This window comes from Streptomyces physcomitrii (assembly GCF_012273655.1).
Taxonomy (GTDB): domain Bacteria; phylum Actinomycetota; class Actinomycetes; order Streptomycetales; family Streptomycetaceae; genus Streptomyces; species Streptomyces physcomitrii.
On record NZ_JAAWWP010000019.1, the window covers coordinates 87,662 to 114,467 of the forward strand.

At 72.5% G+C, this 26,806-nt stretch carries 25 protein-coding genes; 7 read left to right on the plus strand and 18 right to left on the minus strand.

Translation table 11 applies throughout. From position 1 onward, the window contains the following. Positions 1-254: 254 nt before the first annotated feature. Positions 255-2,507 carry an MMPL family transporter gene (locus HFV08_RS25320; RefSeq protein WP_168542788.1) on the minus strand — a complete coding sequence of 751 codons (2,253 nt, stop codon included), beginning with the start codon at positions 2,505-2,507 and terminating at the stop codon, positions 255-257. Between the two features lie 423 nt (positions 2,508-2,930). Between HFV08_RS25320 and HFV08_RS25325 the strand changes: the two genes are divergently transcribed. The 3 genes from HFV08_RS25325 (at position 2,931) to HFV08_RS25335 (ending at position 5,597) form a co-directional block, all read left to right on the plus strand. Next, the gene (locus HFV08_RS25325) at positions 2,931-4,142 is read left to right on the plus strand and encodes a S8 family peptidase (protein ID WP_040246513.1); all 1,212 of its coding nucleotides are present in this window, start codon (positions 2,931-2,933) and stop codon (positions 4,140-4,142) included. A 211-nt stretch (positions 4,143-4,353) separates the two neighbouring features. Then, positions 4,354-4,899 (plus strand): DUF1697 domain-containing protein, encoded by a 546-nt coding sequence (locus HFV08_RS25330; RefSeq protein WP_168542789.1) that lies wholly within the window; start codon positions 4,354-4,356, stop codon positions 4,897-4,899. A gap of 65 nt (positions 4,900-4,964) precedes the next feature. Further along, positions 4,965-5,597, plus strand: coding sequence for a mycothiol-dependent nitroreductase Rv2466c family protein (locus tag HFV08_RS25335; RefSeq protein WP_168542790.1), 633 nt, complete (start codon positions 4,965-4,967; stop codon positions 5,595-5,597). A gap of 18 nt (positions 5,598-5,615) precedes the next feature. Here HFV08_RS25335 and HFV08_RS25340 read toward each other — a convergent pair whose 3' ends face one another. The 13 genes from HFV08_RS25340 to HFV08_RS25400 all read right to left on the minus strand — a co-directional run bounded on the left by HFV08_RS25340 (position 5,616) and on the right by HFV08_RS25400 (position 17,623). After that, positions 5,616-6,356, minus strand: coding sequence for a sirohydrochlorin chelatase (locus tag HFV08_RS25340; RefSeq protein WP_168542791.1), 741 nt, complete (start codon positions 6,354-6,356; stop codon positions 5,616-5,618). A gap of 79 nt (positions 6,357-6,435) precedes the next feature. Beyond that, positions 6,436-7,326, minus strand: a complete 891-nt coding sequence (locus tag HFV08_RS25345; RefSeq protein WP_168542792.1) for an ABC transporter permease — start codon at positions 7,324-7,326, stop codon at positions 6,436-6,438. Further along, positions 7,313-8,098 (minus strand): ABC transporter ATP-binding protein, encoded by a 786-nt coding sequence (locus tag HFV08_RS25350; RefSeq protein ID WP_040246506.1) that lies wholly within the window; start codon positions 8,096-8,098, stop codon positions 7,313-7,315. Before HFV08_RS25350 ends, HFV08_RS25345 begins: the two co-directional genes overlap by 14 nt. Positions 8,099-8,133: 35 nt before the next feature. Beyond that, entirely contained in the window at positions 8,134-9,249 is a 1,116-nt protein-coding gene (locus HFV08_RS25355; protein ID WP_168542793.1) for an aliphatic sulfonate ABC transporter substrate-binding protein, read from the minus strand. 216 nt (positions 9,250-9,465) lie between these two features. Further along, a complete protein-coding gene (locus tag HFV08_RS25365; protein WP_168542794.1) occupies positions 9,466-10,806 on the minus strand; it encodes a sulfate adenylyltransferase subunit 1 in 1,341 nt (446 codons plus the stop codon). 2 nt (positions 10,807-10,808) lie between these two features. Next, positions 10,809-11,747 (minus strand): sulfate adenylyltransferase subunit CysD, encoded by a 939-nt coding sequence (gene cysD / locus HFV08_RS25370; protein WP_040246499.1) that lies wholly within the window; start codon positions 11,745-11,747, stop codon positions 10,809-10,811. Then, on the minus strand, positions 11,744-12,292 hold the full coding sequence (cysC, locus tag HFV08_RS25375) for an adenylyl-sulfate kinase (protein WP_168542795.1): 549 nt from the start codon (positions 12,290-12,292) through the stop codon (positions 11,744-11,746). Before cysC ends, cysD begins: the two co-directional genes overlap by 4 nt. Further along, positions 12,289-12,990: a phosphoadenylyl-sulfate reductase gene (locus HFV08_RS25380; RefSeq protein WP_168542796.1), complete on the minus strand. Its 702-nt coding sequence runs from the start codon at positions 12,988-12,990 to the stop codon at positions 12,289-12,291. The genes cysC and HFV08_RS25380 overlap by 4 nt, the downstream gene beginning before the upstream one ends. After that, positions 12,987-13,175 carry a hypothetical protein gene (locus HFV08_RS25385; RefSeq protein WP_040246495.1) on the minus strand — a complete coding sequence of 63 codons (189 nt, stop codon included), beginning with the start codon at positions 13,173-13,175 and terminating at the stop codon, positions 12,987-12,989. The genes HFV08_RS25380 and HFV08_RS25385 overlap by 4 nt, the downstream gene beginning before the upstream one ends. Next, positions 13,172-14,866, minus strand: coding sequence for a nitrite/sulfite reductase (locus HFV08_RS25390; RefSeq protein WP_168542797.1), 1,695 nt, complete (start codon positions 14,864-14,866; stop codon positions 13,172-13,174). Before HFV08_RS25390 ends, HFV08_RS25385 begins: the two co-directional genes overlap by 4 nt. Before the next feature lie 121 nt (positions 14,867-14,987). After that, a complete protein-coding gene (locus tag HFV08_RS32425; RefSeq protein ID WP_312885822.1) occupies positions 14,988-15,071 on the minus strand; it encodes a putative leader peptide in 84 nt (27 codons plus the stop codon). A gap of 176 nt (positions 15,072-15,247) precedes the next feature. Beyond that, positions 15,248-15,826: a GNAT family N-acetyltransferase gene (locus HFV08_RS25395; RefSeq protein ID WP_168542798.1), complete on the minus strand. Its 579-nt coding sequence runs from the start codon at positions 15,824-15,826 to the stop codon at positions 15,248-15,250. A 162-nt stretch (positions 15,827-15,988) separates the two neighbouring features. Further along, positions 15,989-17,623 carry an acyl-CoA dehydrogenase family protein gene (locus tag HFV08_RS25400; RefSeq protein ID WP_168542799.1) on the minus strand — a complete coding sequence of 545 codons (1,635 nt, stop codon included), beginning with the start codon at positions 17,621-17,623 and terminating at the stop codon, positions 15,989-15,991. A 17-nt stretch (positions 17,624-17,640) separates the two neighbouring features. On the opposite strand from HFV08_RS25400, the gene HFV08_RS25405 reads away from it, so the two are divergent. Together HFV08_RS25405 and HFV08_RS25410 are read left to right on the plus strand one after the other, a co-directional pair. Further along, positions 17,641-18,810 carry a YihY/virulence factor BrkB family protein gene (locus HFV08_RS25405; protein ID WP_168542800.1) on the plus strand — a complete coding sequence of 390 codons (1,170 nt, stop codon included), beginning with the start codon at positions 17,641-17,643 and terminating at the stop codon, positions 18,808-18,810. 34 nt (positions 18,811-18,844) lie between these two features. Further along, positions 18,845-19,552, plus strand: coding sequence for a helix-turn-helix domain-containing protein (locus tag HFV08_RS25410; protein ID WP_168542801.1), 708 nt, complete (start codon positions 18,845-18,847; stop codon positions 19,550-19,552). 60 nt (positions 19,553-19,612) lie between these two features. Here the strand turns inward: HFV08_RS25410 and HFV08_RS25415 are convergent, their stop codons facing one another. From HFV08_RS25415 to HFV08_RS25425, 3 genes are all read right to left on the minus strand, one after another. After that, on the minus strand, positions 19,613-19,969 hold the full coding sequence (locus HFV08_RS25415; RefSeq protein WP_168542802.1) for a VOC family protein: 357 nt from the start codon (positions 19,967-19,969) through the stop codon (positions 19,613-19,615). Positions 19,970-20,117: 148 nt separating this feature from the next. Next, on the minus strand, positions 20,118-20,522 hold the full coding sequence (locus HFV08_RS25420) for a VOC family protein (RefSeq protein ID WP_168542803.1): 405 nt from the start codon (positions 20,520-20,522) through the stop codon (positions 20,118-20,120). 303 nt (positions 20,523-20,825) lie between these two features. Further along, positions 20,826-23,732 carry a glycoside hydrolase family 2 TIM barrel-domain containing protein gene (locus HFV08_RS25425; protein ID WP_168542804.1) on the minus strand — a complete coding sequence of 969 codons (2,907 nt, stop codon included), beginning with the start codon at positions 23,730-23,732 and terminating at the stop codon, positions 20,826-20,828. Positions 23,733-23,990: 258 nt separating this feature from the next. On the opposite strand from HFV08_RS25425, the gene HFV08_RS25430 reads away from it, so the two are divergent. After that, positions 23,991-25,349 (plus strand): radical SAM protein, encoded by a 1,359-nt coding sequence (locus HFV08_RS25430; RefSeq protein WP_168542805.1) that lies wholly within the window; start codon positions 23,991-23,993, stop codon positions 25,347-25,349. 161 nt (positions 25,350-25,510) lie between these two features. On the opposite strand, the gene HFV08_RS25435 is transcribed toward HFV08_RS25430, so the two are convergent. Beyond that, complete coding sequence (locus tag HFV08_RS25435) at positions 25,511-26,122, minus strand: dihydrofolate reductase family protein (protein WP_168542806.1); 612 nt, start codon at positions 26,120-26,122, stop codon at positions 25,511-25,513. Between the two features lie 179 nt (positions 26,123-26,301). On the opposite strand from HFV08_RS25435, the gene HFV08_RS25440 reads away from it, so the two are divergent. Next, a complete protein-coding gene (locus HFV08_RS25440; protein WP_168542807.1) occupies positions 26,302-26,751 on the plus strand; it encodes an SRPBCC family protein in 450 nt (149 codons plus the stop codon). Positions 26,752-26,806: the final 55 nt, after the last annotated feature.

A 26,806-nucleotide genomic window follows, 5' to 3' on the forward strand; every position in this document is an offset into this window, starting at 1 on the left:
GACGCGGTGTGCGGCCGGGACAACTCCCGGCCGCGCACCGCTTCTTGTACCGCTCCTCGGGGGCTCTCCCGGTACCGCAGCTCTCCCTCTGTACGAAGTCCGTACAGAGGGAGAGCGCATGTGTACGGGGTCCGCTTCTCAGCGGCGGCTCCTCCTCTTATGGGGCTCCCCTTCTATACGGACCTCCTGCGGGCGCTCCCGCTCACGTACGGATGCTTCCGCTCACGTACGAGCCGCCCGCTCCCGCGCCCCGCTCAGACCCCGACCCGATGGTCCTGGGCCGGCCGCGGCGGTTCCGGGGCCGCGGGCGGCTCCGGCTCGTCGTGGGTCAGGTCCGGCAGGCGGTGCATCCACTTCGGCAGATACCAGTTGCGCTCGCCGAGCAGGGCCATCACCGAGGGCAGCAGCACCCCGCGGATCACCGTGGCGTCGATCAGGACCGCCGCGGCGAGGCCGACACCCATCTGCTTCATCGACTGCATGGACAGCGTGCCGAAGATGGCGAAGACCGCGACCATGATCACCGCCGCGCTGGTCACCACCCCGGCCGTGGTCACCACGCCGTGCGTGATCGCGTCCTTGGTGCTGCGCCCGCGGACCTTCGCCTCGCGGATCCGGGAGACCACGAAGACGTGGTAGTCCATCGAGAGGCCGAAGAGGATGACGAAGAGGAAGAGCGGCAGCCAGGTGACGATCGCCCCCACGCCCTCGGCACCCACCAGCGAGGCGCCCCAGCCGTGCTGGAAGACGGCGACCAGGATGCCGTAGGCCGCGCCCACCGAGAGCAGGTTGAGCACGATCGAGGTGAGCGCGATCGTCAGCGAGCGGAAGCAGAGCAGCATCAGGCCGAAGGCGAAGACCACCACGAAGACGAAGACCGGGGCGACCGAGCCCACCAGCTGCTCGTTGAAGTCGTGGGAGCCCGCCACCTGACCGGTCACCGGCGCCTCCAGCCCGTCCACCGTGCCGAGCGTCGCGGGGCGCACCTCGTCCCGGATGACCTGGAGGCTGTGCTCGGCCTTGTCCATGTCGGAGCCGCCGACCAGCGGTACGTAGACGAAGGCGATGTTCTGCTTCTCGTGCACCTTGACGTCCACCGGACCGTGCGAGGCGCCCGCCTCGACCACCTGGCTCCGGAAGTCCGCCAGGGCGCCGCGGACGGCGGGGGAGGTGATGTCCTCGGCCGCGACCACCACCTCGGCCGGGTCGCTGCCGCCGGGGAAGGCCTTGTTGAGGCGGTCGTAGGTGGCGACGATCGGCAGGTCCTTGCCGAACTCCTGGTCCAGGGTGAGCTGTTGCGTCTTCATCCCGAGCGCGGGGGCCGCGACCGCGAGCAGGGCGCAGGTGGCGACGCCCAGCGAGACGGCCGGCTTGGCGAGCACCACCCGCAGCACCCCGCGCCACAGCCTGCTCTCGCCGCCGCCCGTCCGGCGGTCCTTACGGCTCAGGAAGGGGATACGGCCCTTCTCCACCCGCTCGCCGAGCAGCGAGAGCAGCGCCGGGAGCACCGTCACCGAACCGACCATCGCGACCGCGACCACCATCAGCGAGGCGAGGCCCATCGCCTCGAACTCGGCGAGCCCGGTGAAGAGCATGCCCGCCATCGCCACGCACACCGTGACACCGGAGACCATCACGGCCCGGCCGCTGGTCGCCGCCGCGATCCGCAGCGCGGTCGCCGCGTCCCGTCCGGCGGCCCGCTCCTCGCGTTCCCGCCTCAGGTAGAAGAGGCAGTAGTCGACGCCGACCGCCATGCCCACCAGGAGCATCACCGAGCTGGCGGTCTCGCTCATCGGCTGGACATGGCTGACCACGGCCATCAGCCCCATCGTCGCCATGATCGCGGTGACCGCGAGCGCCACCGGAAGCAGCGCCGCGACCAGTGCGCCGAAGGCGATGAGCAGGATGCCGAGGGCGACCGGCACCGCCGAGATCTCCGCCTGCTGGAAGTCGTCACCGAAGGCGTCGTCGAAGGTCTTGTTCATGCTGGCGCCGCCGATCTCCTCGATCAGCAGCTCCTGATGCTTCTCCTGCACCCCGGCGACCGCGTCGAGCACCGGCTCCACCCGGTCCCCGGCGGTGTCCGCCTCCCCGCGCATGTCGAACTGGACCAGCGCGCTGCGCCCGTCCGCGGAGATCGTCTTCGCGGTGTAGGGCGAGGTGACGTCGACCGCCTCGCCGGTGCCCCGGACCGCCTTGATCACCGCGGCGACGGCGCTGCGGAACTCCGGGTCCGTGGCCTTCGGCCCGCCGTCCTTCGACTGGAGGAGGACGCTCTCGCTCGCGGGTTCCTCGATGCCCGCCTCCTCGACGATCTGTGCCGCCCGGCTGGTCTCGCCGCTGAGCTGGTCGCTGTCCTTGACCTCGACCGAGCCGACCGCGGTGCCGATTCCCAGGGACAGGACGACGAAGAGCACCCAGATGCCGACCGCGGCCCATCGGTGCCGCGCGCTCCATCCGCCGGCCCGGGCGGCTATGCCCCGGACCCGCGTGTGTGTGTTCCCCATGACGGGCTCTCCCCCTAGCTGTGCCTGGGACGGCACCGCGCCGTCGCCTTCACGGAAAACTTACGGCCGCCGCGTCCGCCCTTCCTCGTGCCGGCAGGTGAACCGCCGCCGCGGCCCCTCCTCCCAGGGGACAGGTCGGCTCCGTACGGGGAAGGATCCGGGCCCCTTACACCTAGATGGGCTTCACGTTGCCCAGGTCACACCGCGGCGGAGCGTGATGTCAGCTCTGTCAGGAGCAGGGTGATTTGTTATTACAGCCGCTTGTTGAAAACGTCACAGCTGTATGAAGGTCTTGATCTGGCCCCGACAATCGGTCAGGGTTTTCTCCCAACACCCGGAGATTCTCCGGGAGTACGGGGCTTGCGACAGCAAAGCTTGCGCGATCCCCGGATCCCCCCACACACCACGAGGAGACCTCTCTTCATGGCAACTCACAAGCGTTCGCGTTCCCTCAAGCTGACCGCCGCCATCGCCACCGCGGGCATGGCCGTCGGCGTCTCCGTCTTCGCCGGATCGGTCGCCGGCGCGGCCCCCGCCGAGGGCAAGGTCTACGGCACCGAGGCCAAGGGCGCCATCAAGGGCAGCTACATCGTCATGCTCAAGGGCGGCGCGAAGATCAAGGCGGCCTCCGAGGGCAAGGGTCTCGCCAAGGAGTACGGCGGCACCTTCAAGCGCGGCTTCGACTCCGCGGTCAACGGCTTCTCCGCCACCGGCCTGAGCACCTCCGAGGCCAAGCGCCTCGCCGCCGACCCGGCGGTCGAGAAGGTCGTCCAGAGCCACAAGTTCTCCATCAGCGCCACCCAGGAGAACCCGCCGTCGTGGGGTCTGGACCGGGTCGACCAGGAGGACACCGCGGGCGACAACGCCTACAACTACCCGGACTCCGCGGGTGAGGGCGTCACCGCGTACGTCATCGACACCGGCGTGCGCTACACGCACACCGACTTCGAGGACCGCGCCTCCTCCGGCTTCGACGCCGTCGACAACGACGACGACGCCAACGACGAGTACGGCCACGGCACCCACGTCGCGGGCACCATCGCCGGTGCCAAGTACGGCCTCGCCAAGAAGGCGAAGATCGTCGCCGTCCGCGTGCTCGACGAGAACGGCTCGGGCACCACCGAGCAGGTCGTCGCGGGCATCGACTGGGTCACCGAGAACCACGAGGGCCCCTCGGTCGCCAACATGAGCCTCGGCGGCGGCGCCGACGAGGCCCTGGACGCGGCCGTGCAGAAGTCGATCGAGTCCGGCGTGACCTACGCGGTCGCCGCGGGCAACGAGTCCTCCCCGACCGAGGGTTCCCCGGCGCGCGTCAAGGAAGCCATCACCGTGGCGTCCAGCACCAAGGACGACGAGCAGTCGGACTTCTCCAACTACGGTGAGGCCGTCGACATCTACGCCCCGGGCACGGACATCACCTCCGCCTGGAACACCGACGACGAGGCCACGGACACCATCTCCGGCACCTCGATGGCCACCCCGCACGTCGCGGGCGCGGCTGCCCTGTACCTGGCCGGCCACCCCGACGCGGCCCCGGCCGACGTCGCCACGGCGCTGACCGACGGTGCCACCCCGGACAAGATCAGCAACCCGGGTGAGGGCACGCCGAACAAGCTCCTGAAGGTCGTGGAGTAACAGCACGCAACGGGTCGGCCCGGGAGGACGCTCCCGGGCCGCACCGGTGAGCAGGCGGCTGTCGCGCCCGCCCCCACGGGGCGCGACGGCCGCCTTCTCGTGCGCCCGCCCGTCCTCCCCGTACGCCGGCCGCCCCTCCGGCGCGCCCGCCCTGCGGCGTGGTGTGCGCTCCGGGCGGGCGGTGTCACCGCCCCGTCCTATCGTGGCCCGCATGACGACATACGCGGCGCTGCTGCGCGGCATCAACGTGGGCGGCGGCAAGAAGCTGCCGATGGCCGGGCTGCGCGCCCTGCTCGAAGGCCTCGGGCACCGGGAGGTGCGCACCTATCTGCAGAGCGGCAACGCGGTCTTCCGCAGCGAGGAGCGGGACACCGGGGCCCTCGCCGCCGAGCTGGGCCGGGCCCTCGCCCGGGAGTACGGCTTCGCGGTGGAGTGCCTGGTGCGCGACCACGGCTATCTGCGGGCCGTGGCCGAGGCCTGCCCCTTCCCCGCCGAGCGCCTCGAAGGCCGCCAACTGCACGCCACCTACTACTCGGAGCCGGTCGAGGAGTCCCGCTTCGCCGCGCTCGACCCCGCGCAGTTCCTCCCCGAGGAGTTCCGGCTCGGCGACCGGGTCCTCTACCTCTACGCCCCCGAGGGCCTCGGACGCTCCAAGCTGGCCCCGGCGCTGGCCCGGCCCGCCCTCACCGAGGGACTGATCGCCACCACCCGGAACTGGAACACCGTCCGCAAGCTGGTGGAGCTGACCGAGGAGTGAGCCGGGGCCCGCCGGGGCCGCAACACCCGGGACACCAGAGGGAGTTGAGGACTACCGTCGCCACCATGACCACCGAGGAAACCCCCCGCGTCGACTTCTGGTTCGACCCCGTGTCCCCGTACACCTGGATCACCTTCCGCTGGCTCCTCGAAGTCGAGCGGCAGCGCCCGCTCGATCTGCGCCTGCACCTCATGAGCCTGTATCTGCACAACGAGGGCAGGCAGCTGCCCGACTGGCAGCGCAGGGCCGTGGACCAGTCCCTCCGCGTGGTGCGGGTGGCGGCGGCCGCCACCGAGGCCAAGGGCGAGGGGATCCTGCGCGAGCTGTACACCGCCCTCGGCAACTGCTTCCACTTCCCGGGGTACGTCCGGGGTCAGGACCGCGACTACGACGGGGCGATCACCACCGCCCTCGCGGAGACCGGGCTGCCCGCCTCCCTCGCCGCCGCGGCCGACGACCCCTCCTGGGACGAGACGGTCCGCCGCAGCCACGAGGCGGCCCTGCTCCCCGGCACCGAGGGCCATGTCGGCACCCCGACCCTGCATGTCGACGGCGCGGTCTGGTTCGGCCCGGTCCTGCGCGCGACCCCCCGCGGCCCGGCGGCGCTCGAACTCTTCGACAGCTTCCGGGTACTGGCCCGCAACCCCGACTTCTTCGAGCTCAAGCGGGGGCGGACGGGCGGCATCGACTTCGGCTGAGGAGGCGCCGGGGGACCGCTAGGCGCCGAGCGCCGCCGAGGTCGGGAGCAGGGCCTGCTCGTAGCGGCGCAGCAGCAGCCTTGTCACCTCCGGCGCGGCGCCGAGGACCCCGGCGAGTACCTCGGCCTCCGCGGCCCCGGCGGCGATCCGGTCCGGCAGGAAACCGGGGGCGAGGACGTACGGGGCGACGGCCACCCGCTCGGCGCCCCGGGCCCGCAGCTCGCGTACCGCGTCCTCGGTGCGGGGGAGTGAGGCGGAGGCGTAGGCGGGCAGTACCGCCTGCCAGCCGCCGGTGGACTGCCAGTCGCGGGCGAGGCGTTCGATCACGGCGAGTGCCGCCGGGTCCGAGGAGCCCGCGGCGGCGAGCACCACCCCGGTACGGGACCGCTCGGCGCGGCGCACCCCGGCCTCGGCGAGGCGGCGTTCCAGGGCGGTGCGCAGCAGCGGCGAGGGGCCGAGCACCTCGGCCTGGCGGATGCGCAGGCCGCCGCGGGCCTTGTGCAGGACCGCGGGGATGTCGGACTTGGCGTGGAAGGCGTGGCTCAGCAGCAGGGGCTGGGCGACGACGTCCCGTACCCCCTCCGCCGCCAGGCGCCGCAGGGCGGCCGGCACGGAGGGGAAGGTGAACTCCAGGAAGGCCGTCTCCACCCGCAGCCCGGGGCGCAGCGCGCGCACGCTCTCCACCAGGGCGTGCACCGTCGCGGCATGCCGCGGATCGCGGCTGCCGTGGGCGATGACGACGAGGGCGGGAGCGTGCACGTGCGGGGCCTTTCGGGGGAGTGGCGGAGAAGGGGCGAGGGTCCTCGGTCCGGATCGGGCGGGACTTTCCGGATACGGCCTAGCTCTTGACCAGGAGTCCGCGGCTGCGGAGCACCCAGCGCTCCAGGGGGCTGAAGATCAGCAGGTCGATGGCGATGCCGACGAAGAGGATGAGCAGGATCGCCTCGAAGACCATCGCCATGTCGAGCGCGTTGCGGCCGTTCTCCAGCAACTGGCCGAGCCCCACGCCCAGATCGGGGAAGGAGGCGATGATCTCCGCCGCCATCAGCGAGCGCCAGGAGAACGCCCAGCCCTGCTTCATGCCCGCCACATAGCCGGGCAGCGCGGCGGGCAGCAGGACGTGCCGGACGCCCTTCAGCCCGGTCGCGCCCATGGTGCGGCCCGCCCGCAGGAACAGCGGCGGGACCTGGTCCACCCCGGAGACCAGGCCGTTGGCGATGGAGGGCACGGCGCCGAGCAGGATCACCGCGTACATCATCGAGTTGTTGAGGCCCAGCCAGATCACCGCGGGCGGCACCCAGGCCACCGACGGCAGCGACTGGAGCCCGGACAGGATGGGTCCGATGGCCGCGCGGACGAACTTCACCCGGGCCACGAGCAGTCCCAGCGGGGTGCCGATGAGCAGGGCGAAGGCGAAGCCGAGGAGGCCGCGCGAGACGCTGGTCCAGATGTAGCCGAGGAGTTCGCCCTTGCGCCAGGACTCGGCGAACTGGTCCCCGACCGCCCCGGGCGAGGGCAGCTTGGTGGGATCGTCCACGATCTTCAGCGAGATCAGCGCCTGCCAGACCACCAGGACGACGGCCACCGCGATCACCGGGGGCAGGATCTTCTCGGTGAAGGTCTGCCGCCAGGGCGTACGCCTGGCCGCCGTGGACTCCAGGGCGTCGAGGCCCGCCTCGATACCGGCGAGTCCCGTACGCTCCGTCGTCTTCGTCTCAGTGCTGGCCATGACGGCGGATCTCCTCGCGCAGGACTTCGGTGATGCCGAGGGACAGTTCGGCGACGGGGGCGTCCTCGATGCGGCGCGGCTGGGGGATGTCGACGGTCCACTCGCGGGCTATCCGGCCCGGCCGGGAGGAGAGCAGGACCACCCGCTGGGCGAGCCGGACGGCCTCGCGGACGTTGTGTGTCACGAAGAGGACCGAGACACCGGTTTCGGCCCAGATGCGGGTCAGTTCGTCGTGCAGGACGTCCCGGGTGATGGCGTCGAGCGCCGCGAAGGGCTCGTCCATCAAGAGCAGTTTGCTCTCCTGGGCCAGCGCGCGGGCCAGGGCCACCCGCTGGCGCATCCCGCCCGAGAGCTCGTGCACCCGCTTGCCGTACGCGCCCTTCAGCCGCACCAGCTCAAGCAGTTCCCGCGCCTTGCCGGGGCGCTCCGCCTTGGCGACCCCCCGCAGTTTCAGGGCGAGTTCGATGTTCTTCCCGGCGGTGAGCCAGGGGAAGAGCGCGTGCTCCTGGAACATCAGGGCGGGGCGGCCGTCGGTGGTGAGGGAGCCCGCGGTGGGCCGGTCGAGCCCGGCCACCAGATTGAGCAGGGTGGACTTGCCGCAGCCGGAGGCCCCCAGGAGGGTGACGAACTCGCCGGGCGCGACATCGAGACTGATGTCGTCCAGGACGAGCTGCGGTCCGCTCGGGCCCGGGAAGGACTTCGAGACATGATCGAGACGTGCCGCGTGGGCCACGGACTCGTCGGCCTTGGCGAGGGTCGTGGATGTGGCCATGGTCGTCACCTCCTGGGGACTCGTCGGGTACGGGGTCAGCGGACGCCGAGACCGGCGTCGTCGACGGGCTTGCCGCCCCGCTCCTTCAGGACCTTGTTGAGGGTGCTGAGGTCGTAGATGCCCTTGAGGTTCGGCTTCTCCAGGAGCCCGGCCTTGACCGCGTGGTCCGCCTCGGTGTCGAGGGTGGCGGCGAGCGGGTCGTTGGTGAACTGGATCGACTGCCACGCCGGGTCGAGCACCTCGGGCGGCAGCGCCTTGCCCGAGTCCGCCTCCAGCTGCTTGTTCGCCGAGGCCTTGGCCTTGTCCGGGTTCTTGCCGATCCACTCGTTGGCGTCGACGGCGGCCTTCAGCACGGCCTCGACCGCCTTCGGGTGCTCCTTGAGGAAGCCCTGCCGCACGATGATGTTGGTGATCACGAACTTCTTGTCCGGCCACAGGTCGGCCTCGTCGAGCAGCACCTTGCCGCCGTCGGAGACCAGCTTCGAGGCGGTCGGCTCCGGCACCCAGGCGCCGTCGAGGGAGCCGCCCTTGAAGGCGTCCGGGGTCACCTTGTTGTCGCTGCGTACGACGGTGACATCGCCCTTGCCGCTCTGCGCGTCGACCTTCCAGCCCTTCTCGGCGATCCAGTTGAGGAAGGCCACGTCCTGGGTGTTGCCGAGCTGCGGGGTCGCGATCTTCTTGCCCTTGAGGTCGTCCAGGGTCTTGATCTTCTTCGGGTCGACCACGAGCTTCACCCCGCCGGAGGCCGAGCCCCCGATGATGCGCAGGTTCTTGCCCTGGGACTTGGTGTAGCCGTTGATCGCGGGGGAGGGGCCGATCCAGCCGATGTCGATCGACTTCCCGTTGAGCGCCTCGATCTCCGAGGGACCGGCGTTGAAGGTGGCGTAGGAGGCCTTGGTGCCTCCCAGGGCCTTCTGGAAGAAGCCCTGCTCCACGCCCACCAGCGCCGTTCCGTGCGTCAGGTTCGGGAAGTAGCCGATCTTGACGGAGTCCAGGCCGTCGATCTTCTTCGCCCCGTCGGCGACCTTCTGGTTCTCGGAGCTGTCGTCCGACTCGGACCCGTAGCCGCAGGCCGTGGCGGCCAGGGCGAGCAGGGGCAGGGCGGCCAGGGCGGTCAGGCCGCGGCGCAGGGTGGTTCTGTGGGCTGGCACGGGAGGGGGTCCTCTCGTCGGACCGGCACGGCGCGGCTACGGCGCGGCCGGGAGGTCGGCAGGTTCGGAAGGTGTGCGGGGGGTGCGGGCGCGCAGGCAGTGCGCGTACGTCAGCGCACACATCGCGCGACCCCGCCCTGTCCGCTGCCGAGGGCGCCGCTGCCGACGCGGCCGCCCTCCTTGGCGAACGTCACGAAGAATCCGGGCAGTCGCATCTCAGAAGTCCCAGCCCTCGTCGTCCGGTCGGACCTCGCGCGCCGCCTCGGCGGCGAAGGACTCGCCCGCCATCCCGGCGGCCAGCGTGGTGCCGTCGGCCGGGTCGATCAGCAGGAAGGAGCCGGTGCGGCGGGAGTCCTCGTACGCGTCCAGGGCGAGCGGTTCGGCGGTACGCACCTTCACCCGGCCGATGTCGTTGGCGACCAGCTGCCCCGGCGCGGGGTGCTGGGAGAGGTCGTCCAGGGTCAGCCGGGAGGGGATCTCCTTGACGATCGCCTTGACGGTACGGGTGGTGTGCTTGAGCAGCACCCGGTGCCCGACGGTCAGCGGCTGGTCGGCCACATGGCAGACGGTGGCCTCGATGTCCTGCGAGGCGGGCGGCACATCGTGGCTCGGCACGATCAGGTCGCCGCGGGAGATGTCGATGTCGTCGGCGAGCAGCAGGGTCACCGACTGCGGGGTCCAGGCGGCCTCGGCCGGCTCGCCGAGTACGTCGATCCCGGTGATCGTCGAGCTGCGGCCGGAGGGCAGCACCGTGACCTCCTCGCCGACCCGGAAGGTCCCGGCGGCGATCTGGCCCGCGTAGCCGCGGTAGTCGGGGTGCTCGGCGGTCCCCGGCCGGATCACGTACTGCACCGGCAGGCGCGCGTGGCACTCGGCCAGGTCGTGGCTGACCGGGACGGTCTCCAGGTGTTCGAGGACGGTGGGGCCGCCGTACCAGTCCATGTGCGCGGAGGGCTCCACGACATTGTCCCCGGCGAGCGCGGAGATCGGGATCGCGGTGATCTCGGGGACGCCCAGCTCCCCGGCGTAGGCGGTGAACTCCTCGGCGATGGCGGCGAAGACGGACTCCCGGTAGTCGACCAGGTCCATCTTGTTGACCGCGAGGACCACGTGCGGCACCCGCAGCAGGGCGGCGATCGCGGCGTGCCTGCGGGTCTGCTCGACCACGCCGTTGCGGGCGTCGACCAGGACCACGGTCAGCTCGGCGGTGGAGGCGCCGGTGACCATGTTGCGGGTGTACTGCACATGCCCGGGGGTGTCCGCGAGGATGAACCGGCGCCGGGCGGTGGCGAAGTAGCGGTAGGCCACGTCGATGGTGATGCCCTGCTCGCGCTCGGCCCGCAGCCCGTCGGTGAGCAGGGCGAGGTCGGGTGCCTCCTGGCCGCGGCCGAGGGAGACCCGCTCGACGGCCTCCAGCTGGTCGGTCAGCACCGACTTGGAGTCGTGCAGCAGCCGTCCGACCAGGGTCGACTTGCCGTCGTCCACGGATCCGGCGGTGGCGAAGCGCAGCAGGGTGGTCGCCGAGAGCCCGGCGAGCGGCTCGCTGATGCTGGTCATCTCTAGAAGTACCCCTCGCGCTTGCGGTCTTCCATCGCGGCCTCGGACATCTTGTCGTCGGCGCGGGTCGCGCCCCGCTCGGTGAGCCGGGAGGCGGCGATCTCGGTGATCACGGCGGCCAGGGTGGTGGCCTCGGAGTCCACGGCGCCGGTGCAGGACATGTCGCCCACCGTGCGGTAGCGCACCAGGCGGGTCTCCACCGGTTCCTCCTCGCGGGGGCCGCCCCAGTCGCCGGCGGTCAGCCACATGCCCTGGCGCCGGAACACCTCGCGCTCATGGGCGAAGTAGATCTCCGGCAGCGCGATCCGCTCCCGGGCGATGTACTGCCAGACGTCCAGCTCGGTCCAGTTGGAGAGCGGGAAGACGCGGACGTGCTCGCCGGGCGCGTGCCGGCCGTTGTAGAGCTGCCACAGCTCGGGGCGCTGGCGGCGCGGGTCCCACTGGGAGAACTCGTCGCGCAGCGAGAACACCCGCTCCTTGGCGCGGGCCTTCTCCTCGTCGCGCCGCCCGCCGCCGAAGACCGCGTCGAAGCGCAGCTCGCGGATGGCGTCGGTCAGCGGCACCGTCTGCAGCGGGTTGCGGGTGCCGTCCGGCCGCTCGCGCAGCTTCCCGGCGTCGATGTACTCCTGCACCGAGGCGACATGCAGCCGCAGCCCGTGCTCGGCGACCGTGCGGTCCCGGTACTCCAGTACCTCGGGGAAGTTGTGCCCGGTGTCGACGTGCAGCAGGGAGAAGGGCACCGCGGCGGGCGCGAAGGCCTTCAGCGCCAGGTGCAGCATGACGATGGAGTCCTTGCCGCCGGAGAAGAGGATCACCGGCCGCTCGAACTCGCCCGCCACCTCACGGAAGATGTGCACCGCCTCGGACTCGAGCGCGTCCAGGTGGGAGAGCGCGTAGGGAGAGCCGGTGCCCTCGTGCGGGCTGGTCGCGGTCGTCGTCATGCCAGGCCCCTCTCGGTCAGCAGCGCGTACAGGTCCGCGGCGGACTCCGGCACGCTCTGGGTGTGCGAGGCGATCCGCAGGTCCGGTGAGACGGGTGCCTCGTAGGGGTCGTCGACTCCGGTGAGTCCGGATATCTCACCGGCCGCCTGCTTCGCGTACAGGCCCTTCACATCGCGTACGGAGCAGACCTCGACCGGGGTGGCCACATGGATCTCCAGGTAGCCGGTGCCCTGGCTCTGGTGCCGCTTGCGGACGGCCTCGCGGCTGTCCGCGAAGGGGGCGATGACCGGGACGAGGACCAGGACGCCGTTGCGGGCGAGGAGTTCGGCGACGAAGCCGATCCGCTGCACATTGGTGTGCCGGTCCTCGCGGCTGAAGCCGAGCCCCGCGGAGAGGAACTCGCGGATCTCGTCGCCGTCCAGCACCTCGGTGCGGCGGCCCTCGGCGCGCAGCCGCCCCGCGAGTTCGTTGGCGAGGGTGGTCTTGCCCGCGCTCGGCAGCCCGGTCAGCCAGACCGTCGCGCCCGGGGTCTTCTCGTCGCTCATCCGTGCAGCCCGCATTCCGTCTTGCCGGTTCCGGCCCAGCGGCCGGCACGTGCGTCCTCGCCCTCCAGCACCCGGCGGGTGCAGGGCGCGCAGCCGACGGAGGCGTAGCCGTCCGTCAGCAGGGGGTTGGTCAGTACGCCGTGTTCGGCGACGTAGGCCTCGACATCGTCCTGGGTCCAGCGGGCGATGGGGGAGACCTTGACCTTCTGCCGCTTCTCGTCCCAGCCGACGACCGGGGTGTCCGCCCGGGTCGGCGACTCGTCGCGGCGCAGCCCGGTGGCCCAGGCCTGGTAACCGGCGAGGCCCTCCTGGAGCGGCTGCACCTTGCGCAGCGCGCAGCACAGGTCCGGGTCCCGGTCGTGCAGCTTCGGCCCGTACGCGGCGTCCTGTTCGGCGACCGTCTGCCGCGGGGTGAGGGTGAGGACGTTGACGTCCATCACCGCCTCCACCGCGTCCCGGGTGCCGAGGGTCTCGGGGAAGTGGTAGCCGGTGTCCAGGAAGACCACGTCCACGCCGGGCCGGGCACGCGAGGCGAGGTGCGCGACGACCGCGTCCTCCATCGAGGAGGTCACGCAGAAGCGCTCGCCGAAGGTGTCCGCCGCCCAGCGCAGGATGTCGAGGGCCGAGGCCTCTTCGAGGTCCCGGCCGGCCTGTCGGGCGAGGGGTTCGAGGTCCCTCGCCGTCGGGATCGTCGTCATGCCGTCTCCCCTCCGTCGCCCGGGCCGCCGCCCGGGGTGAGCCCGCGGGCCAGCAGCCCGAGGAACTTCAGCTGGAAGGCCCGGTTGCAGTCCGCGCACTCCCAGGCGCCGTGGCCCTGCTCGCCGGGCCGCAGGTCCTCCTCGCCGCAGTAGGGGCAGTAGAAGGGTGCCGCGCGCTCGCTCATGACAGGGCCTCCGCGGAGGCGCGGGCCGCCCAGGCGGCGAAGCGCTCGTCCTGCTCGCGCTCCTCCTGGAAGCGGGTGAGCACACGCTCGACGTAGTCCGGCAGTTCGTCCGCGGTGACCTTCAGCCCGCGCACCTTGCGGCCGAAGCCCGCCTGGAGGCCGAGCGAGCCGCCGAGGTGCACCTGGAAGCCCTCGACCTGGTTGCCGTCCCCGTCCAGGACGAGCTGGCCCTTGAGGCCGATGTCCGCGGTCTGGATACGGGCGCAGGCGTTCGGGCAGCCGTTGAGGTTGATGGTGACCGGCTCCTCGAACTCGGGCATCCGGCGCTCCAGTTCGTCGATGAGCGCGGCACCGCGGGCCTTGGTCTCCACGATCGCCAGCTTGCAGAACTCGATGCCGGTGCAGGCCATGGTGCCGCGCCGGAAGGGCGAGGGCCTGACCTGGAAGTCGAGCGACTCCAGACCGGAGACCAGCGAGTCGACCTGGTCCTCGGCCACGTCGAGGACGATCATCTTCTGCTCGACGGTGGTACGCAGCCGGTCGGAGCCGTGTGCCGCGGCGAGGTCGGCGATCTTCGCCAGGGTGGCACCGTCGACCCGGCCCACCCGCGGGGCGAAGCCGACGTAGAAGTTGCCGTCCTGCTGCCGGTGCACGCCGATGTGGTCGCGCCAGCGGGAGCGGGGCTCGGCCGGGGGCGGGCCGTCGAGCAGCTCCCGGCCCAGGTACTCGTCCTGGAGGATCCGGCGGAACTTCTCCGGGCCCCAGTCGGCCATCAGGAACTTCAGCCGGGCGCGGGTGCGCAGCCGCCGGTAGCCGTAGTCGCGGAAGATGCCCACGACCCCGGCCCAGACGTCGGGCACCTCCGCCAGCGGGACCCAGGTGCCGAGCCGTTCGGCCAGGCGCGGGTTGGTGGACAGGCCGCCGCCGACCCAGAGGTCGAAGCCGGGGCCGTGCTCGGGGTGCTCGACGCCGACGAAGGCGATGTCGTTGATCTCGTGGACCACGTCCTGCACCGGGGAGCCGGAGATGGCGGTCTTGAACTTCCGCGGCAGGTTGGAGAACTCCTTGGAGCCGATGTAGCGCTCGTGGATCTCGTCCACCGCGGGGGTGCCGTCGATGATCTCGTCGGCGGCGATGCCCGCCACCGGCGAGCCGATGATGACGCGGGGGCAGTCGCCGCAGGCCTCGGTGGTGGACAGGCCGACGGCTTCGAGCTTCTCCCAGATCGCCGGGACGTCCTCGATGCGGATCCAGTGCAGCTGGATGTTCTGCCGGTCGGTGACGTCGGCGGTGCCGCGGGCGTACTCCTGGGAGACCTCGCCGATGACGCGCAGCTGCTGGGCGGTCAGCCGGCCGCCGTCGATGCGCACCCGGAGCATGAAGAACTTGTCGTCCAGCTCCTCCGGCTCCAGGATCGCGGTCTTGCCGCCGTCGATGCCGGGCTTGCGCTGGGTGTACAGGCCCCACCAGCGCATCCGGCCGCGGAGGTCGTTGGGGTCGATGGAGTCGAATCCGCGCCGGGAGTAGATCGTCTCAATGCGCGTCCGCACATTGAGACCGTCGTCGTCCTTCTTGAACTGCTCGTTGCCGTTCAGCGGAGTGCGGTGCCCCACGGCCCACTGACCCTCGCCGCGATGACGGCTCGCCTTGCGGCGCGGCGCGGCGGAGTCGGACTGCTGGGGGGTAGCCATGGCGATACGTCCTTCGGACAGGCTGGGGGCGGCTCTGACGTGCGGGTACGGGCGCGTGCGAAGACGCACGTGCGGCTCTGCACGAGTACGGGGAAAGGTTTCTCGGGTGCTGCTGGAGGTGTCAGCGCGCCGGACAGATGGCGCTGGACAGGCGGCCGAGGTCGACGTGCCGCCGACTCACCAAGGCAATTCCAGCTCGAGACATGACGGAAGCGTGGCACGGCGATCTCGGGGGAGTCCACCGACATCCACTATATGGACGTCATTGTCTCGCTCTGCGGGATGGCGTGGTGGTGGTCACATCGGCCGTACGCGGTCTTGACTCCGGCCCGGGCCCGGGCGTGCCCCGCCGGTGCGGACCGGCCGGGATCCGGCCCCGGCTCAGTCGCGCGGGGCGGGGAAGGCGCCCGGCCAGGGGCCCGGGTCCGCGGTGTCCGGCTCCTCGGTCACCGCCGTGTCGAAGAGCGTGAAGCCCCGGCGCAGGTAGTTGTCCATGGCGTGCGGACCGTCCTTGCTGCAGGTGTGCAGCCAGACCCGCTTGGTCGGCGGCAGCCCCGGGTGGCGCCCGGCCAGGTCCCAGGCCCGGGCCACCGCGATGCCGAGGAGGTGGCCGCCGATGCCCCGCCCCCGGAAAGCCGGAATCAGGCCGAAGTAGACGATCTCCACCACGCCCTCCTCGCGGGCCGCCAGCTCCGCGTACCCGGCGGGCGTCCCGCGCACATAGGCCACCCAGGTCTCCGCCCCGGGCCCCGAGATCTCCCGCTGCCACTGCTCGTACGGGAGCCCGAGCCGGTCCGTCCAGCGCACGTCCTGGCCGACCGCCGTGTAGAGGAAGCGGCTGAACTCGGCGGAGGGCACCTCGGCGCGGACGATCCGCACCTCCTCCCGGGGCGCGCTCGCGGGCCGCTGCTCGTCCGGTGAGTTCTGCTCCAGGGACCAGGTGGTGACGGTGAGGGTCATGGCGCCCAGCGAATCACGTCCGCGGCGCGGCCGGAAGCCGGGTCCGGTTGGCCGGGCCGCCGGTACCGGGGCCGCGGGACCCCGGCACCCCGAGCCGCCCTCAGACCCCGGGCCGCGCCCGCTCCTTCCCGGGCCGCGCCCGCTCCACTCCGGGCCGCGCCCCTACACCTCCGGCCTCGCCCGCTCCACCAGCGCGGCCAGGTGCAGTCCCCGCGGCAGGGTGCCGAAGGCGGAGCCCCAGTCGCGGCCGAGCCGGGAGGCGCAGAAGGCGTCCGCGACCTCGGCCGGGGCGTGCCGTACGAGCAGGGAGCCCTGGAGCACCAGGGCCATCCGCTCGACGACCCGGCGGGCCCGGGCCTCGATGCCCTCCAGGTCGGCCAGCTCGGTGAGCAGTTCCTTGATCGCCGTGTCCAGCCGGTGGTCGGCGCCGCGGGCCGCGCCCACCTCCTCCAGGAAGGCGGCCACCGCCTCGGGCTCGCGTTGCAGCGCCCGCAGGACATCGAGGGACTGGACGTTGCCCGAGCCCTCCCAGATCGAGTTCACCGGCGACTCGCGCAGCAGCCGCGGCATCCCGGACTCCTCCACATAGCCGTTGCCGCCCAGGCACTCCAGGGCCTCCGCGGTCACCGGGGTGCACCGCTTGGTCACCCAGAACTTCGCCGCCGGGACCGCGAGCCGCAGCAGGGCGCGCTCGCGGGGGCCGCCCTCGTCCCAGGCCGCCGCGAGCCGCAGGGCGAGCACCGTCGCCGCCTCCGACTCCAGGGCCAGGTCGGCGAGGACGTTGCGCATCAGCGGCTTGTCGATCAGCCGCCCGCCGAAGGCCTCCCGGTGGGCCGAGTGGTGGGTGGCCTGCGCGACGGCCTGCCGCATCAGGGCGGCGGAGCCCAGCACGCAGTCGAGCCGGGTCGCCGCCACCATCTCGATGATGGTCCGCACCCCGCGCCCCTCCTCGCCCACCCGCCGCGCCCAGGTCCCGTCGAACTCGACCTCGCCGGAGGCGTTGGACCGGTTGCCCAGCTTGTCCTTGAGCCGCTGGAGGGCGAAGGCGTTGCGGCTGCCGTCGGGCAGCACCCGCGGCACCAGGAAGCAGGTCAGGCCCCCCGCGGCCTGCGCGAGGACCAGGAAGCCGTCCGACATGGGCGCCGAGCAGAACCACTTGTGCCCGGTGAGCGTGTACTCGCCCTCGGCGGCCAGCGCGGTGGCCTCGGTGGTGTTGGCCCGGACGTCGCTGCCGCCCTGCTTCTCCGTCATCCCCATCCCGAACAGGACCCCGGCCTTCTCCCCGGCCGGGCGCAGCCCCTGCTCGTAGACCCGCGAGGTCAGCAGCGGCTCCCACGCGGCGGCCAGCGCCGGGTCGGCGCGCAGCGCGGGCACCGCGGCGTGCGTCATCGACAGCGGGCAGCCGTTGCCGGCCTCGGCCTGCGACCAGATCAGGAAGCCCGCCGCGCGCCGCAGATGCCCCGCGGGCCGCGTCCAGGCGTCGGTGAGCCCCGCGGCCACGCCCTTGCCGAGCAGCCGGTGCCAGGAGGGGTGGAACTCCACCTCGTCGACGCGGTTGCCGAAGCGGTCGTGGGTGCGCAGCCGCGGGGTGTGGGTGTTGGCCAGCTCGGCCCACTCCTGCACCTGCGCCGAGCCCGCGGAGCGGCCCAGTCCGGACAGCTCCTCCCGGATCCCGTCGAGGAGCAGGGGGTCGGCATGCCGTGCGACGCCTTCCGCCAGGGCCCGGTCCGCCGTGAAGACGTCGTATTCCACCAGGGGCGGGACCTGGTTGGTCACGGTATGAGTGCGCGCTGCCATGCCGATACGGTAAGGAGGTGCAGCACGCCAAGGAAACACCCGCCGGGGGCCGGCTCCACCGGGCCCGCGTCCTCTACCGGAACGTGTCCAAACGACGGACCGCCTGGTTGCTGCTCAAGGACACCGTCAACTCCTGCATCGAGTACCGGGTCCTCGGCCTGGCCGCCGAGGCCGCCTTCTTCACGCTGCTGTCCGTGCCGCCGCTGCTGCTCAGCATCGTCGGCCTGCTCGGCTACGTGGACGCCTGGACCGGCACCGACACCATCGCGAGCCTGCAGACCAACCTCCTGGAGGCCTCCCGTACCGTCCTGTCCGACCAGGGCGTCAAGGAGATAGCCCGGCCGATCCTGGACGACGTGCTGAAGGGCGGCCGCCCCGACGTCATCTCGATCGGCTTCGTGATCGCGCTCTGGTCCGGCTCCCGTGCGGTGAACGTCTTCATCGACACCATCACCGTGATGTACGGACTCGACGGGGAGCGCGGCATCGTCAAGACCCGCCTGCTCGCCTTCCTGCTCTTCCTCGTCGCCCTGGTCATCGGCTCGGTGGCGCTGCCGCTGATGGTCGCGGGCCCGGACGCGGTGGTGCAGATCGTGCCCTGGTCGGAGACGGCCGTGCAGATCCTGTACTGGCCGGTGGTCCTGGTCCTCTCGGTGGTCTTCCTCACCACGCTCTACCACGTCTCGGTGCCCGCCAAGTCACCCTGGGTGGAGGACGTCCCGGGCGCCCTCGTGGCCCTCGCGATGTGGGTGCTCGGCAGCGTCATCCTGCGGATCTACCTGATCAACACCGTCGAGGGCCCCTCCATCTACGGCTCGCTCGCCGCACCCGTGGCGGTACTGCTGTGGATCGGGGTCTCCGCCTTCGCGGTCCTGGTGGGCGCCGCGGTCAACGCGGCGATCGACCGGGTCTGGCCCTCGGTCGCCACCGCGGCGGCCCGCGAGGCCCACGCCGCCCGCGGCGGCAGGACCCCGGAGGGCTCGCACCTCAGGCGGCTCCCGCGGCGGCCCGCCCCGCACCCCACGGAGTACGGCCAGGACGACGAGGCCGCCGAGGACGACGCCCCCGACATGCCCTCCGAGTTCCCCGAGCGCTGGTCGAAGTTCCTGCCCCCGGACGACCTCACCGGACGCCTGCGCACCCACGCCAGACCGCACCAGGAGGGCCCGGGCCCCGAGGAGCGGTGAGCCCTCCGCGGCGCCCGCGCGTAGCCTGGTGAACGTGTACCGCGAACGCCCCGCCCGCCTCGACGGCGCCCAGGTCTGGAGCCGTACACCCGGCCCCGGCCCGCTCTCCGCGGTGCTGCCCGACGGCTGCATGGACCTGCTGTGGGTACGCGGCCACCTCTACGTGGCGGGCCCGGACACCCGTGCCTTCCGGCCCGGCGCCGCCGAAGGACCCCTCGGCCAGGATGTCGCCATGGCCGGGGTCCGCTTCCCGCCCGGCCGCGCCCCCGCGGTGCTCGGGGTACCGGCGCACGCGCTGCTCGACCAGCGCGTCCCCCTCGCCGAGCTGTGGCCCGCGGCCGAGGTACGGGAGTTCACCGCCCGCGTCGACGCCGCCCGGGACCCGGGCGCCGCGCTCGAGGCCCTGGCCCTGCGGCAGGCGGCGCGCGGCAAGCCGGCCGATCCGCTGCTCACCCGGCTCGTCGCCGCCCTGGACGCGGGCGGCAGCGTCGCCGCCACCGCCGAGGCGGCGGGCCTCGGCACCCGGCAGCTGCACCGCCTCTCGCTGACCGCCTTCGGCTACGGCCCCAAGACCCTCGCCCGGATCCTCCGCCTCCAGCGCGCCCTCGCCCTGGCCCGCGCGGGCACCGCCTTCGCCACCACGGCCGCCCTCTCCGGCTACGCGGACCAGGCCCATCTCGCCCGCGAGGTACGGGAGTTGACGGGCATGCCACTGGGCGAGCTGCTCGGCCGGGAGGGTTGAGAAGCCCCCGGCCGCACAGGGGGACCGGCGAAGCTCAGAGCTGGGCGGGGGCCCGCGGGCTCAGGGGCGCACGAAGCAGAACTCGTTGCCCTCGATGTCGTACAGCACCTGGAAGGAGCCGTTCTCGTCGGTGACGATCCCGCCGGACCGCTCGGCACCGAGCGCCTCGGCCCGCAGGCTCGCCTCGGGGATCGAGTCCACCTCGATGTCCACATGCAGCCGGTTCTTGCCGCTCTTGGGCTCCGGCACCCGCTGGAAGGCGAAGCGGACGGTCCCGGGAGAGTCCAGCGGGGCGTCCAGATACGACCAGTCGGCGGAGCGGTGCACGGGCTCGCCGCCCAGCAGCCCGGCCCAGAAGACCGCCAGGCTCCGGGGCTCGGCACAGTCGAAGACGATCTCGTCGAGTCGGACGCGCATGGGGCCAGCCTAGGCCGTGTCGGCATCGTCCCCGGGCCGGGCCGACCGGACAGCGGAACCGGCGTTCGCGGCACGGCCGTACGGACCGGTGCCGGATCTCGCGAGCCCGGCCCCGTTCCGTACGAGCGGTCCTACCCCTGTGCCGGTCCTACCCCTGTGCCCCGTCCAGCCCCGCGTACAGGCTGACGCCGTTGCCGTCCGGGTCGAGGACCACGGCGTACCGCTGGCCCCAGTCCGCGTCCCAGGGGTCCTTGGCGCTCTTGGCGCCCGCCGCGACCAGGGCCGCGTGCTGGGAGTCGACCTCGGCCGGGCTCGCGCAGCGGAAGGCGAGCCCGATGCGGCCCTCGCCGGAGGGGGCCCGCCAGTCGGGCTGGAAGGAGCGGATCACCTCCTCGGAGTCGAAGAGCAGCCGCATCCCGCCGGGGAGTTCGACCTCGACGTGCGGTGCGGACTCGGCGCCGTCGGGGATGCCGAGCCCGAGCCGCCGGTAGAAGGCGAGGGTGGCGGACAGGTCGGAGGCGACCAGGCCGACCACGTCGAATGTGGGAGTCATGCTCCGCAGCGTAGGCACGGCGGGCGGCGCGGGTCTTGAAGGAATCGGACACGCCGCCCGCGCGCCCGCCGCGCGGTACGGCGGGCACCCGAGCACCGTCACGCAGCCTTCTGGCGCGAAGCCGCCGCCCATCCCTGGCGCTCCTCGCCCGGGAGCCGCCGCCCAGCCCTGGAGCATCTTCGCCCGGGAGCCACCGCTCAGCCCTCTGGAGCGCCTCACCCCGGAGCCTCAGCTCACCCCTGAAGTGCCTCGCCTGGGAACCTGCCGCCCATCCCTGGCACGCCGCGCCCCGGACCCCGCCGCTCACCCCCGAAGCACCTCGAAGGTGAAGGCGAACCGCGCCCGCGCCACCCGGAGTCGGTGGGCGGGCAGTACGCCGGGGCCGCAGGAGGCGGAGCCGATGCCGTGCTGGCCGTGGTCCAGGTTCACCCATACCGAATCCCCGGGGACCAGGTCGGTGAGGTGGCGGGCCGCGTCCAGTTCGGCGGTGCTCCAGCGCCGGGCCGTGAACCAGAACTCCGGGTCCCCGGTGATGCGCAGGGCCCGGTCGCCGTCGGTGAGTTCGGCCCAGCGCACCCCCGCCCGGGCGCCGTTCTCCTGCGGCCGTACGTACCGGGTCTGGAGCGCGTCGACCTCCCGCTGCCAGCGGCCGAGCCGGGCGCCGCCGCCGGTGTCCGGATAGGACTCGCCGGGCCCGGCGCCGAACCAGCGCACCCCGCCCATCGTCCGGGGCAGCGCGAGGCCCAGGCCGAGCCGGGGCAGCGGCAGCCGCCACTCGCCCTCGGGGGTGACACGCACCGCCACGGTCAGCCGCTCGCCGTCGGAGGTCCAGCGCAGCTCGGTCGCCAGCGCCAGGTCGCTCGCGTCGGGAGCCAGCCGCCCGCGCACCACCACCGCCCCGTCCGCGCTCTCCACCGCGTCCACCCGGTGCCGCATCCGGTCCAGGCCCAAGGCCCGCCACCGCCGGGCGAGTTCGGTCTCCGGCAGCCAGGGCGCGCCGTTGTCGTTGTCGGTCGGCGCCCGCCACACCTCCACCCGGGGCCCCCGCACCGGCACCCCGCCCACCGAGACCAGCTCGCCGGTACGGGCGTCCAGGACGCCGGGGCCGAGGAGGAGGCCCCCGTCGGCGGACCGTGGGGCGGTGCCGGTGGCGGGGGCGGGGGAGCGGCGCGCGGTGTCCTGGACCTGGCCCCAGGCGATCTCGTGGCCGCGCGGTGCCCAGTCGGCCGGCTCGCTCAGGACGGCGCGGACGGTCCAGTACGACTCGCCGCCCGGGCGCGGGGTGCCGGGCGCCGGGGGCAGCTTCACCTCGGCCTGCTCGCCGGGCTCCAGCGGCGGCACCTCCAGGCGCCCGCCGGACAGCTCCTCGCCCTCGGCCTCGTAGGCCCAGCTGAAGGTGAGGTGCCCGAGGTCCAGGACGTCGTGGAGGTTGCGGATCCGTACCGTACCGGTGCTCTCGCCTGCCTCGATGCGGACCGGGGCGATGACCCGCTTGTAGTCGTCGAGGCCGGGTGAGGGGGTGCGGTCGGGCAGCACCAGGCCGTCGCAGACGAAGTTGCCGTCGTGCAGCACCTCGCCGAAGTCGCCGCCGTAGGCGAAGCCGAAGCGGGGGTCGGCGAGGCCGTGGTCGATCCACTCCCAGACGAAGCCGCCCTGGCAGCGCGGATAGGTCTCGAAGAGCCGCTGGTACTCGGCGAGCCCGCCGGGGCCGTTGCCCATCGCATGGCCGTACTCGCAGAGCAGGAAGGGCAGTTCGGCCCGGGCGGGCGGTCCGTCCCGGTCCTCGCCGCGGCCGATCCGCCCGACCTCCTCGTGGTCCGCGTACATCCGCGAGTACAGGTCGGTGTCCGCGCAGGACCGGTCGCCCTCGTAGTGCAGCGGGCGGCCGGGATCGCGCCGCCGCGCCCAGTCGGCCATCGCGGAGAGACCGGCGCCGGTGCCGCACTCGTTGCCGAGCGACCAGACGATCACCGAGGGATGGTTCTTGTCCCGCTCGACGGTGCGCGCGATCCGGTCGAGCAGGGCGGGGGTCCAGCGCTCCTCGGTGACCGGGTTGCCGCGCCAGCCGACCGCGTGGAAGCCGTGCGTCTCCAGGTCGCATTCGTCGATCACCCAGAGCCCCAGCTCGTCGCAGAGGTCCAGGAAGGCCGGATGCGGCGGATAGTGGCTGGTGCGGACGGCGTTGATGTTGTGCCGCTTCATCAGGAGCAGGTCGGCGCGCATGGTCTCGTGGTCCAGGGCCCGGCCGGTCTCCGGATGGAACTCGTGCCGGTTCACCCCGCGGAAGAGCACCCGGCGGCCGTTGGCCTTCAGCAGCCCGCCTTCGACCGCGACGGTACGGAAGCCGACGCGCAGCCCCACCCGTTCGCCCCCGGTGGCCAGTTCACCCGCGTACAGCCGCGGGGACTCCGCGCTCCACGGCTCGACCGGCAACGTCGCCGACTCCCCGGTGGCGAGGTCGAGCCCGAGCTCCGGCACCCGCACCCGCCCCGGCACCGTGGACTCGACGCGCAGGGTGCCCTCGTCCCGCTCGTGGTCCCAGGAGGCGTGCACGAAGTGGTCGGCGGCGGTGCCGTCCGGCCGGTGCCAGAGGTTCACCTCGCGGAAGATGCCCGGCAGCCACCACTGGTCCTGGTCCTCCAGGTAGCTGCCCGCGGACCACTGGTGCACCCGTACCGCGAGGACATTGCGGCCGGTGCGCAGCAGCCCCCCGACCGCGAACTCGTGCGGCAGCCGGGAGCCCTTGAACTCGCCCAGCTCCACCCCGTTCAGCCAGACCCGGGCGCAGGAGTCCACCCCCTCGAAGCGCAGCACGCTCTCGCCGCCCGCCGGCCAGTCCGCCGGCAGCGTGAAGACCCGCAGATGGTCACCGGTCGGGTTCTCGTCCGGCACCCGCGGCGGATCGAGCGGGAAGGGATAGGGCGTATTGGTGTACGCGGGCGCCCCGTGCCCCTGGAGGACCCAGTGGCCCGGCACCTCGATCCGGTCCCAGTCCCCGCTGTCGTACGCCGGGTCCGCGAAGGAGTCGTCGTGGGCGTCCGCCCGCGGGGCGAGCCGGAAGCGCCAGCCGCCGGAGAGCGGCAGCCGGGCGGCGTCGGTGCGGGCGTAGCCGGTGCGCGGCGGCAGGCACCCGGTGCCGGGGGCGGTCTGCTCGTAGTAGGGGAGGGCTGCGTAGGGGAGGGCTGCCTTCGCCCGCGGTGCGCTGCTCATCGCTCTCCTCGCCGGTGGTCCGGGTGCGCCGGGGGGTCCCTGCGGCGGCCGGTCGCGCGCCACGCTAGGACGTAGGACGTCCGGTGTTCAAGGGCGGCGGGGCGCGCCGCCCGGCCCGGACGGTGTGCCGGGGGTCACCTGACCCGAGCCGGGAACGGGCCCGCCGGAGCGAAGGCATACCGTGAGGGGAGCGCGTCGGCGCGGGGACCCCGCACCGCCGCCTCGCAGTACCGGGTTTCTAGAGGCAAGGGAGACGACATGGGCGCCGGCCGCACCGCGTTGGTCGAGGATCTGATGGAGCGGTTCCCGCATGTACCGCGTGAGGCGGTCTTCAAGGAGGACCTGCTGCGCGGCGGTATCGCCTTCGACGAGTCCGCGCTCAGCGACAACGAGGGCGGCGACGTCAAGCCGAAGTCGTACTTCATCTTCTCCTTCGACCACGGCACCCTGCCCGAGCTGGGCGCGGCCGCCCTGCGCCGCCCGCCCGAGGAGATCGTCCTCACCGGCGGCCCCTACGAGCTGCGCCGCACCGTGGTCTCGGTACGGGTCAACCCCAGCTCCCCCTACCGGGTCGCCGCCGACGAGGACGGCATGCTCGGCCTCTACCTCGACGGGCAGCGCATCGCGGACGTGGGCCTGCCGCCGATGCCGGACTACTACCGGCACACCCTGGAAAACGGCAAGTCCGTGATGGAGGTCGCCCCCACCATCCAGTGGGGCTATCTGATCTACCTCACGGTCTTCCGGGTCTGCCAGTACTTCGGCGCCAAGGAGGAGTGCCAGTACTGCGACATCAACCACAACTGGCGCCAGCACAAGGCGGCCGGGCGGCCCTACACCGGGGTCAAGCCCGTCGAGGAGGTCCTCGAAGCCCTCGCCATCATCGACAAGTACGACACCGCGAAGTCCTCCACCGCCTACACGCTGACCGGCGGCGCGATCACCTCGCACATCGGCGGCCGGGACGAGGCCGACTTCTACGGCCAGTACGCCAAGGCCATCGAGGAGCGCTTCCCGGGCCGCTGGATCGGCAAGGTCGTCGCCCAGGCCCTGCCCAAGGACGACGTCAAGCGCTTCCACGACTACGGGGTGCAGATCTACCACCCCAACTACGAGGTCTGGGACCGCCGCCTCTTCGAGCTGTACTGCCCCGGCAAGGAGCGCTACGTCGGCCGCGACGAGTGGCACCGCCGGATCCTCGACTCCGCCGACGTCTTCGGCGCCCGCAATGTCATCCCCAACTTCGTGGCTGGGGTGGAGATGGCCGAGCCCTTCGGCTTCACCAGCGTCGACGAGGCGATCACCTCCACCACGGAGGGCCTGCGCTTCTTCATGTCGCACGGCATCACCCCGCGCTTCACCACCTGGTGCCCGGAGCCCACCACCCCGCTCGGCAAGGCCAATCCGCAGGGCGCCCCGCTGGAGTACCACATCCGGCTCCTCGACGCCTACCGCTCCACCATGGACGAGTTCGGCCTCTCCTCGCCGCCCGGATACGGCCCCGCGGGCCCCGGCCGCGCGGTCTTCTCCGTCAGTTCCTTCATGGACAGCCTGGACTCCTCCCGTACGCCGGAGGAGAACCGCCCGGCCGCCGAAGCCCCGGCGGCGGAGGCCTGATCCCGCCCGGCGGGGCGCACCACCGGCTGCGCCCCGCCGAACGGCCTTGTGGGCTTGCCCAGTTGCCCAGTTGCCCAGTTGCCCAGTTGCCCGGCGGTGCCGGTCCGGCCGGTGCTCACCGGTGCGGTGGGGACCGGGCGGGGCGAGGGCCCGGTCCTCGCTCAGCCGGCGTCGCGACGGCGGTAGCGGATATGCGTGGTCAGCGGTGAGTGGAGCACCTCGACGGGATCGAAGTCGAAGGTCTCGACGCCGTCGAACAGCCGCTCGCCGCTGCCGAGCAGGACGGGCGCGATGTCGAGGGTGAGTTCGTCGATCACACCGGCGCCGAGTGCCTGCCGTACCGTCGAGGCGCCGCCGGCGATGTCCACACCCCTGCCCCCGGCGGCTTCGAGCGCCCGCGCGTACGCGGCGTCGAAGCCTTCGGTGACGAAGTGGAAGGTGGTCCCTCCCGCCATCCCGACCGGTTCACGGGCGTAGCGCGTGAGCACGAAGACCGGGGCGTGGTACGGGGGTTCGGCGCCCCACCAGCCCTCCCATGCCTCGTCCCACTCCCCGCGGACGGGCCCGAACATGTTCCGGCCCATGACGTAGGCGCCGCGCGGGCGCATCAGCCAGCCGTCGGCCGTCTCGTCGGCCTCGGTCGCGCGCGGGTCGCCGATGTGCCAGCCGTGCAGCTCCTGGCCGCGCTTGCCCAGCGGATGGTCCCGGCTCTGCTCGGGTCCGGCGACGAAACCGTCGAGCGAGATCGACATATGGCAGGTGGTGTCGGTCATCAGCTTCTCTCTGAAGGCAGCGGTGGTGCGGTGCCGTGAGGTGATCTGGCCCCACGACACATGCAGACTGGCAGAGGCGACCGAACTCATCGCGGACCGCGAAGCCGTTTTTGTCCCGGCCGCCGCGCGATCGGGCGGACCTGTGCGGTGGCTTCGGCGAGACCCCTTAGGCTCGGGTCGTGGCTTTCATCCGCCTCGTGCGTACCTCGCCCCACGACCCGGCCGAGACCTGGCGCCGCCTGACGAGCTGGGAGCAGCACGCCGGGGGTGTGCCGCTCACCCGCATCACCGTGCAGACCGGCCCCCCGAACCGGACCGGCACCCGCTTCCTCGCCCGGACCGGCCTCGGCCCGCTCGGCTTCGACGACCCGATGGAGCTGGTGTCCTGGCAGCCCCCTCGGGACGGCGAACCGGGCCACTGCCGGATCGAGAAGCGCGGCCGGATCGTCACCGGGCACGCGGAGATCGCCGTGCACCCGGCGGCCGGGTCCGGCTCCCGCGCCCAGTGGCACGAGGAGATCCGGCTGCGCGGACTGCCCGCCTTCTGCGACCCCGCGCTGGCCTTCGCCGGTCGGCTCCTCTTCGGCCGGGTCCTGGACCGCCTGCTCCGCGACCGCCCCTCCAGCTGAGGCCCGGGCCGGAAGCGGGAGAGGGACCGAGACCGGGGACCGAGGCCGCGCCGGT

What these genes read in the sequence shown, in the direction of transcription:
- HFV08_RS25365 (WP_168542794.1), bottom strand. Translation starts at nt 10,806, where the DNA reads ATGACCAGCATCAGCGAGCCGCTCGCCGGGCTCTCGGCGACCACCCTG.
- HFV08_RS25415 (WP_168542802.1), bottom strand. Translation starts at nt 19,969, where the DNA reads ATGCGCGTCCGACTCGACGAGATCGTCTTCGACTGTGCCGAGCCCCGG.
- cysD (WP_040246499.1), bottom strand. Translation starts at nt 11,747, where the DNA reads ATGACGACGACCGCGACCAGCCCGCACGAGGGCACCGGCTCTCCCTAC.
- HFV08_RS32425 (WP_312885822.1), bottom strand. Translation starts at nt 15,071, where the DNA reads ATGTCTCGAGCTGGAATTGCCTTGGTGAGTCGGCGGCACGTCGACCTC.
- HFV08_RS25400 (WP_168542799.1), bottom strand. Translation starts at nt 17,623, where the DNA reads ATGGCAGCGCGCACTCATACCGTGACCAACCAGGTCCCGCCCCTGGTG.
- HFV08_RS25330 (WP_168542789.1), top strand. Translation starts at nt 4,354, where the DNA reads ATGACGACATACGCGGCGCTGCTGCGCGGCATCAACGTGGGCGGCGGC.
- cysC (WP_168542795.1), bottom strand. Translation starts at nt 12,292, where the DNA reads ATGAGCGACGAGAAGACCCCGGGCGCGACGGTCTGGCTGACCGGGCTG.
- HFV08_RS25335 (WP_168542790.1), top strand. Translation starts at nt 4,965, where the DNA reads ATGACCACCGAGGAAACCCCCCGCGTCGACTTCTGGTTCGACCCCGTG.
- HFV08_RS25435 (WP_168542806.1), bottom strand. Translation starts at nt 26,122, where the DNA reads ATGACCGACACCACCTGCCATATGTCGATCTCGCTCGACGGTTTCGTC.
- HFV08_RS25395 (WP_168542798.1), bottom strand. Translation starts at nt 15,826, where the DNA reads ATGACCCTCACCGTCACCACCTGGTCCCTGGAGCAGAACTCACCGGAC.
- HFV08_RS25350 (WP_040246506.1), bottom strand. Translation starts at nt 8,098, where the DNA reads ATGGCCACATCCACGACCCTCGCCAAGGCCGACGAGTCCGTGGCCCAC.
- HFV08_RS25320 (WP_168542788.1), bottom strand. Translation starts at nt 2,507, where the DNA reads ATGGGGAACACACACACGCGGGTCCGGGGCATAGCCGCCCGGGCCGGC.
- HFV08_RS25380 (WP_168542796.1), bottom strand. Translation starts at nt 12,990, where the DNA reads ATGACGACGATCCCGACGGCGAGGGACCTCGAACCCCTCGCCCGACAG.
- HFV08_RS25390 (WP_168542797.1), bottom strand. Translation starts at nt 14,866, where the DNA reads ATGGCTACCCCCCAGCAGTCCGACTCCGCCGCGCCGCGCCGCAAGGCG.
- HFV08_RS25345 (WP_168542792.1), bottom strand. Translation starts at nt 7,326, where the DNA reads ATGGCCAGCACTGAGACGAAGACGACGGAGCGTACGGGACTCGCCGGT.
- HFV08_RS25385 (WP_040246495.1), bottom strand. Translation starts at nt 13,175, where the DNA reads ATGAGCGAGCGCGCGGCACCCTTCTACTGCCCCTACTGCGGCGAGGAG.
- HFV08_RS25430 (WP_168542805.1), top strand. Translation starts at nt 23,991, where the DNA reads ATGGGCGCCGGCCGCACCGCGTTGGTCGAGGATCTGATGGAGCGGTTC.
- HFV08_RS25425 (WP_168542804.1), bottom strand. Translation starts at nt 23,732, where the DNA reads ATGAGCAGCGCACCGCGGGCGAAGGCAGCCCTCCCCTACGCAGCCCTC.
- HFV08_RS25325 (WP_040246513.1), top strand. Translation starts at nt 2,931, where the DNA reads ATGGCAACTCACAAGCGTTCGCGTTCCCTCAAGCTGACCGCCGCCATC.
- HFV08_RS25420 (WP_168542803.1), bottom strand. Translation starts at nt 20,522, where the DNA reads ATGACTCCCACATTCGACGTGGTCGGCCTGGTCGCCTCCGACCTGTCC.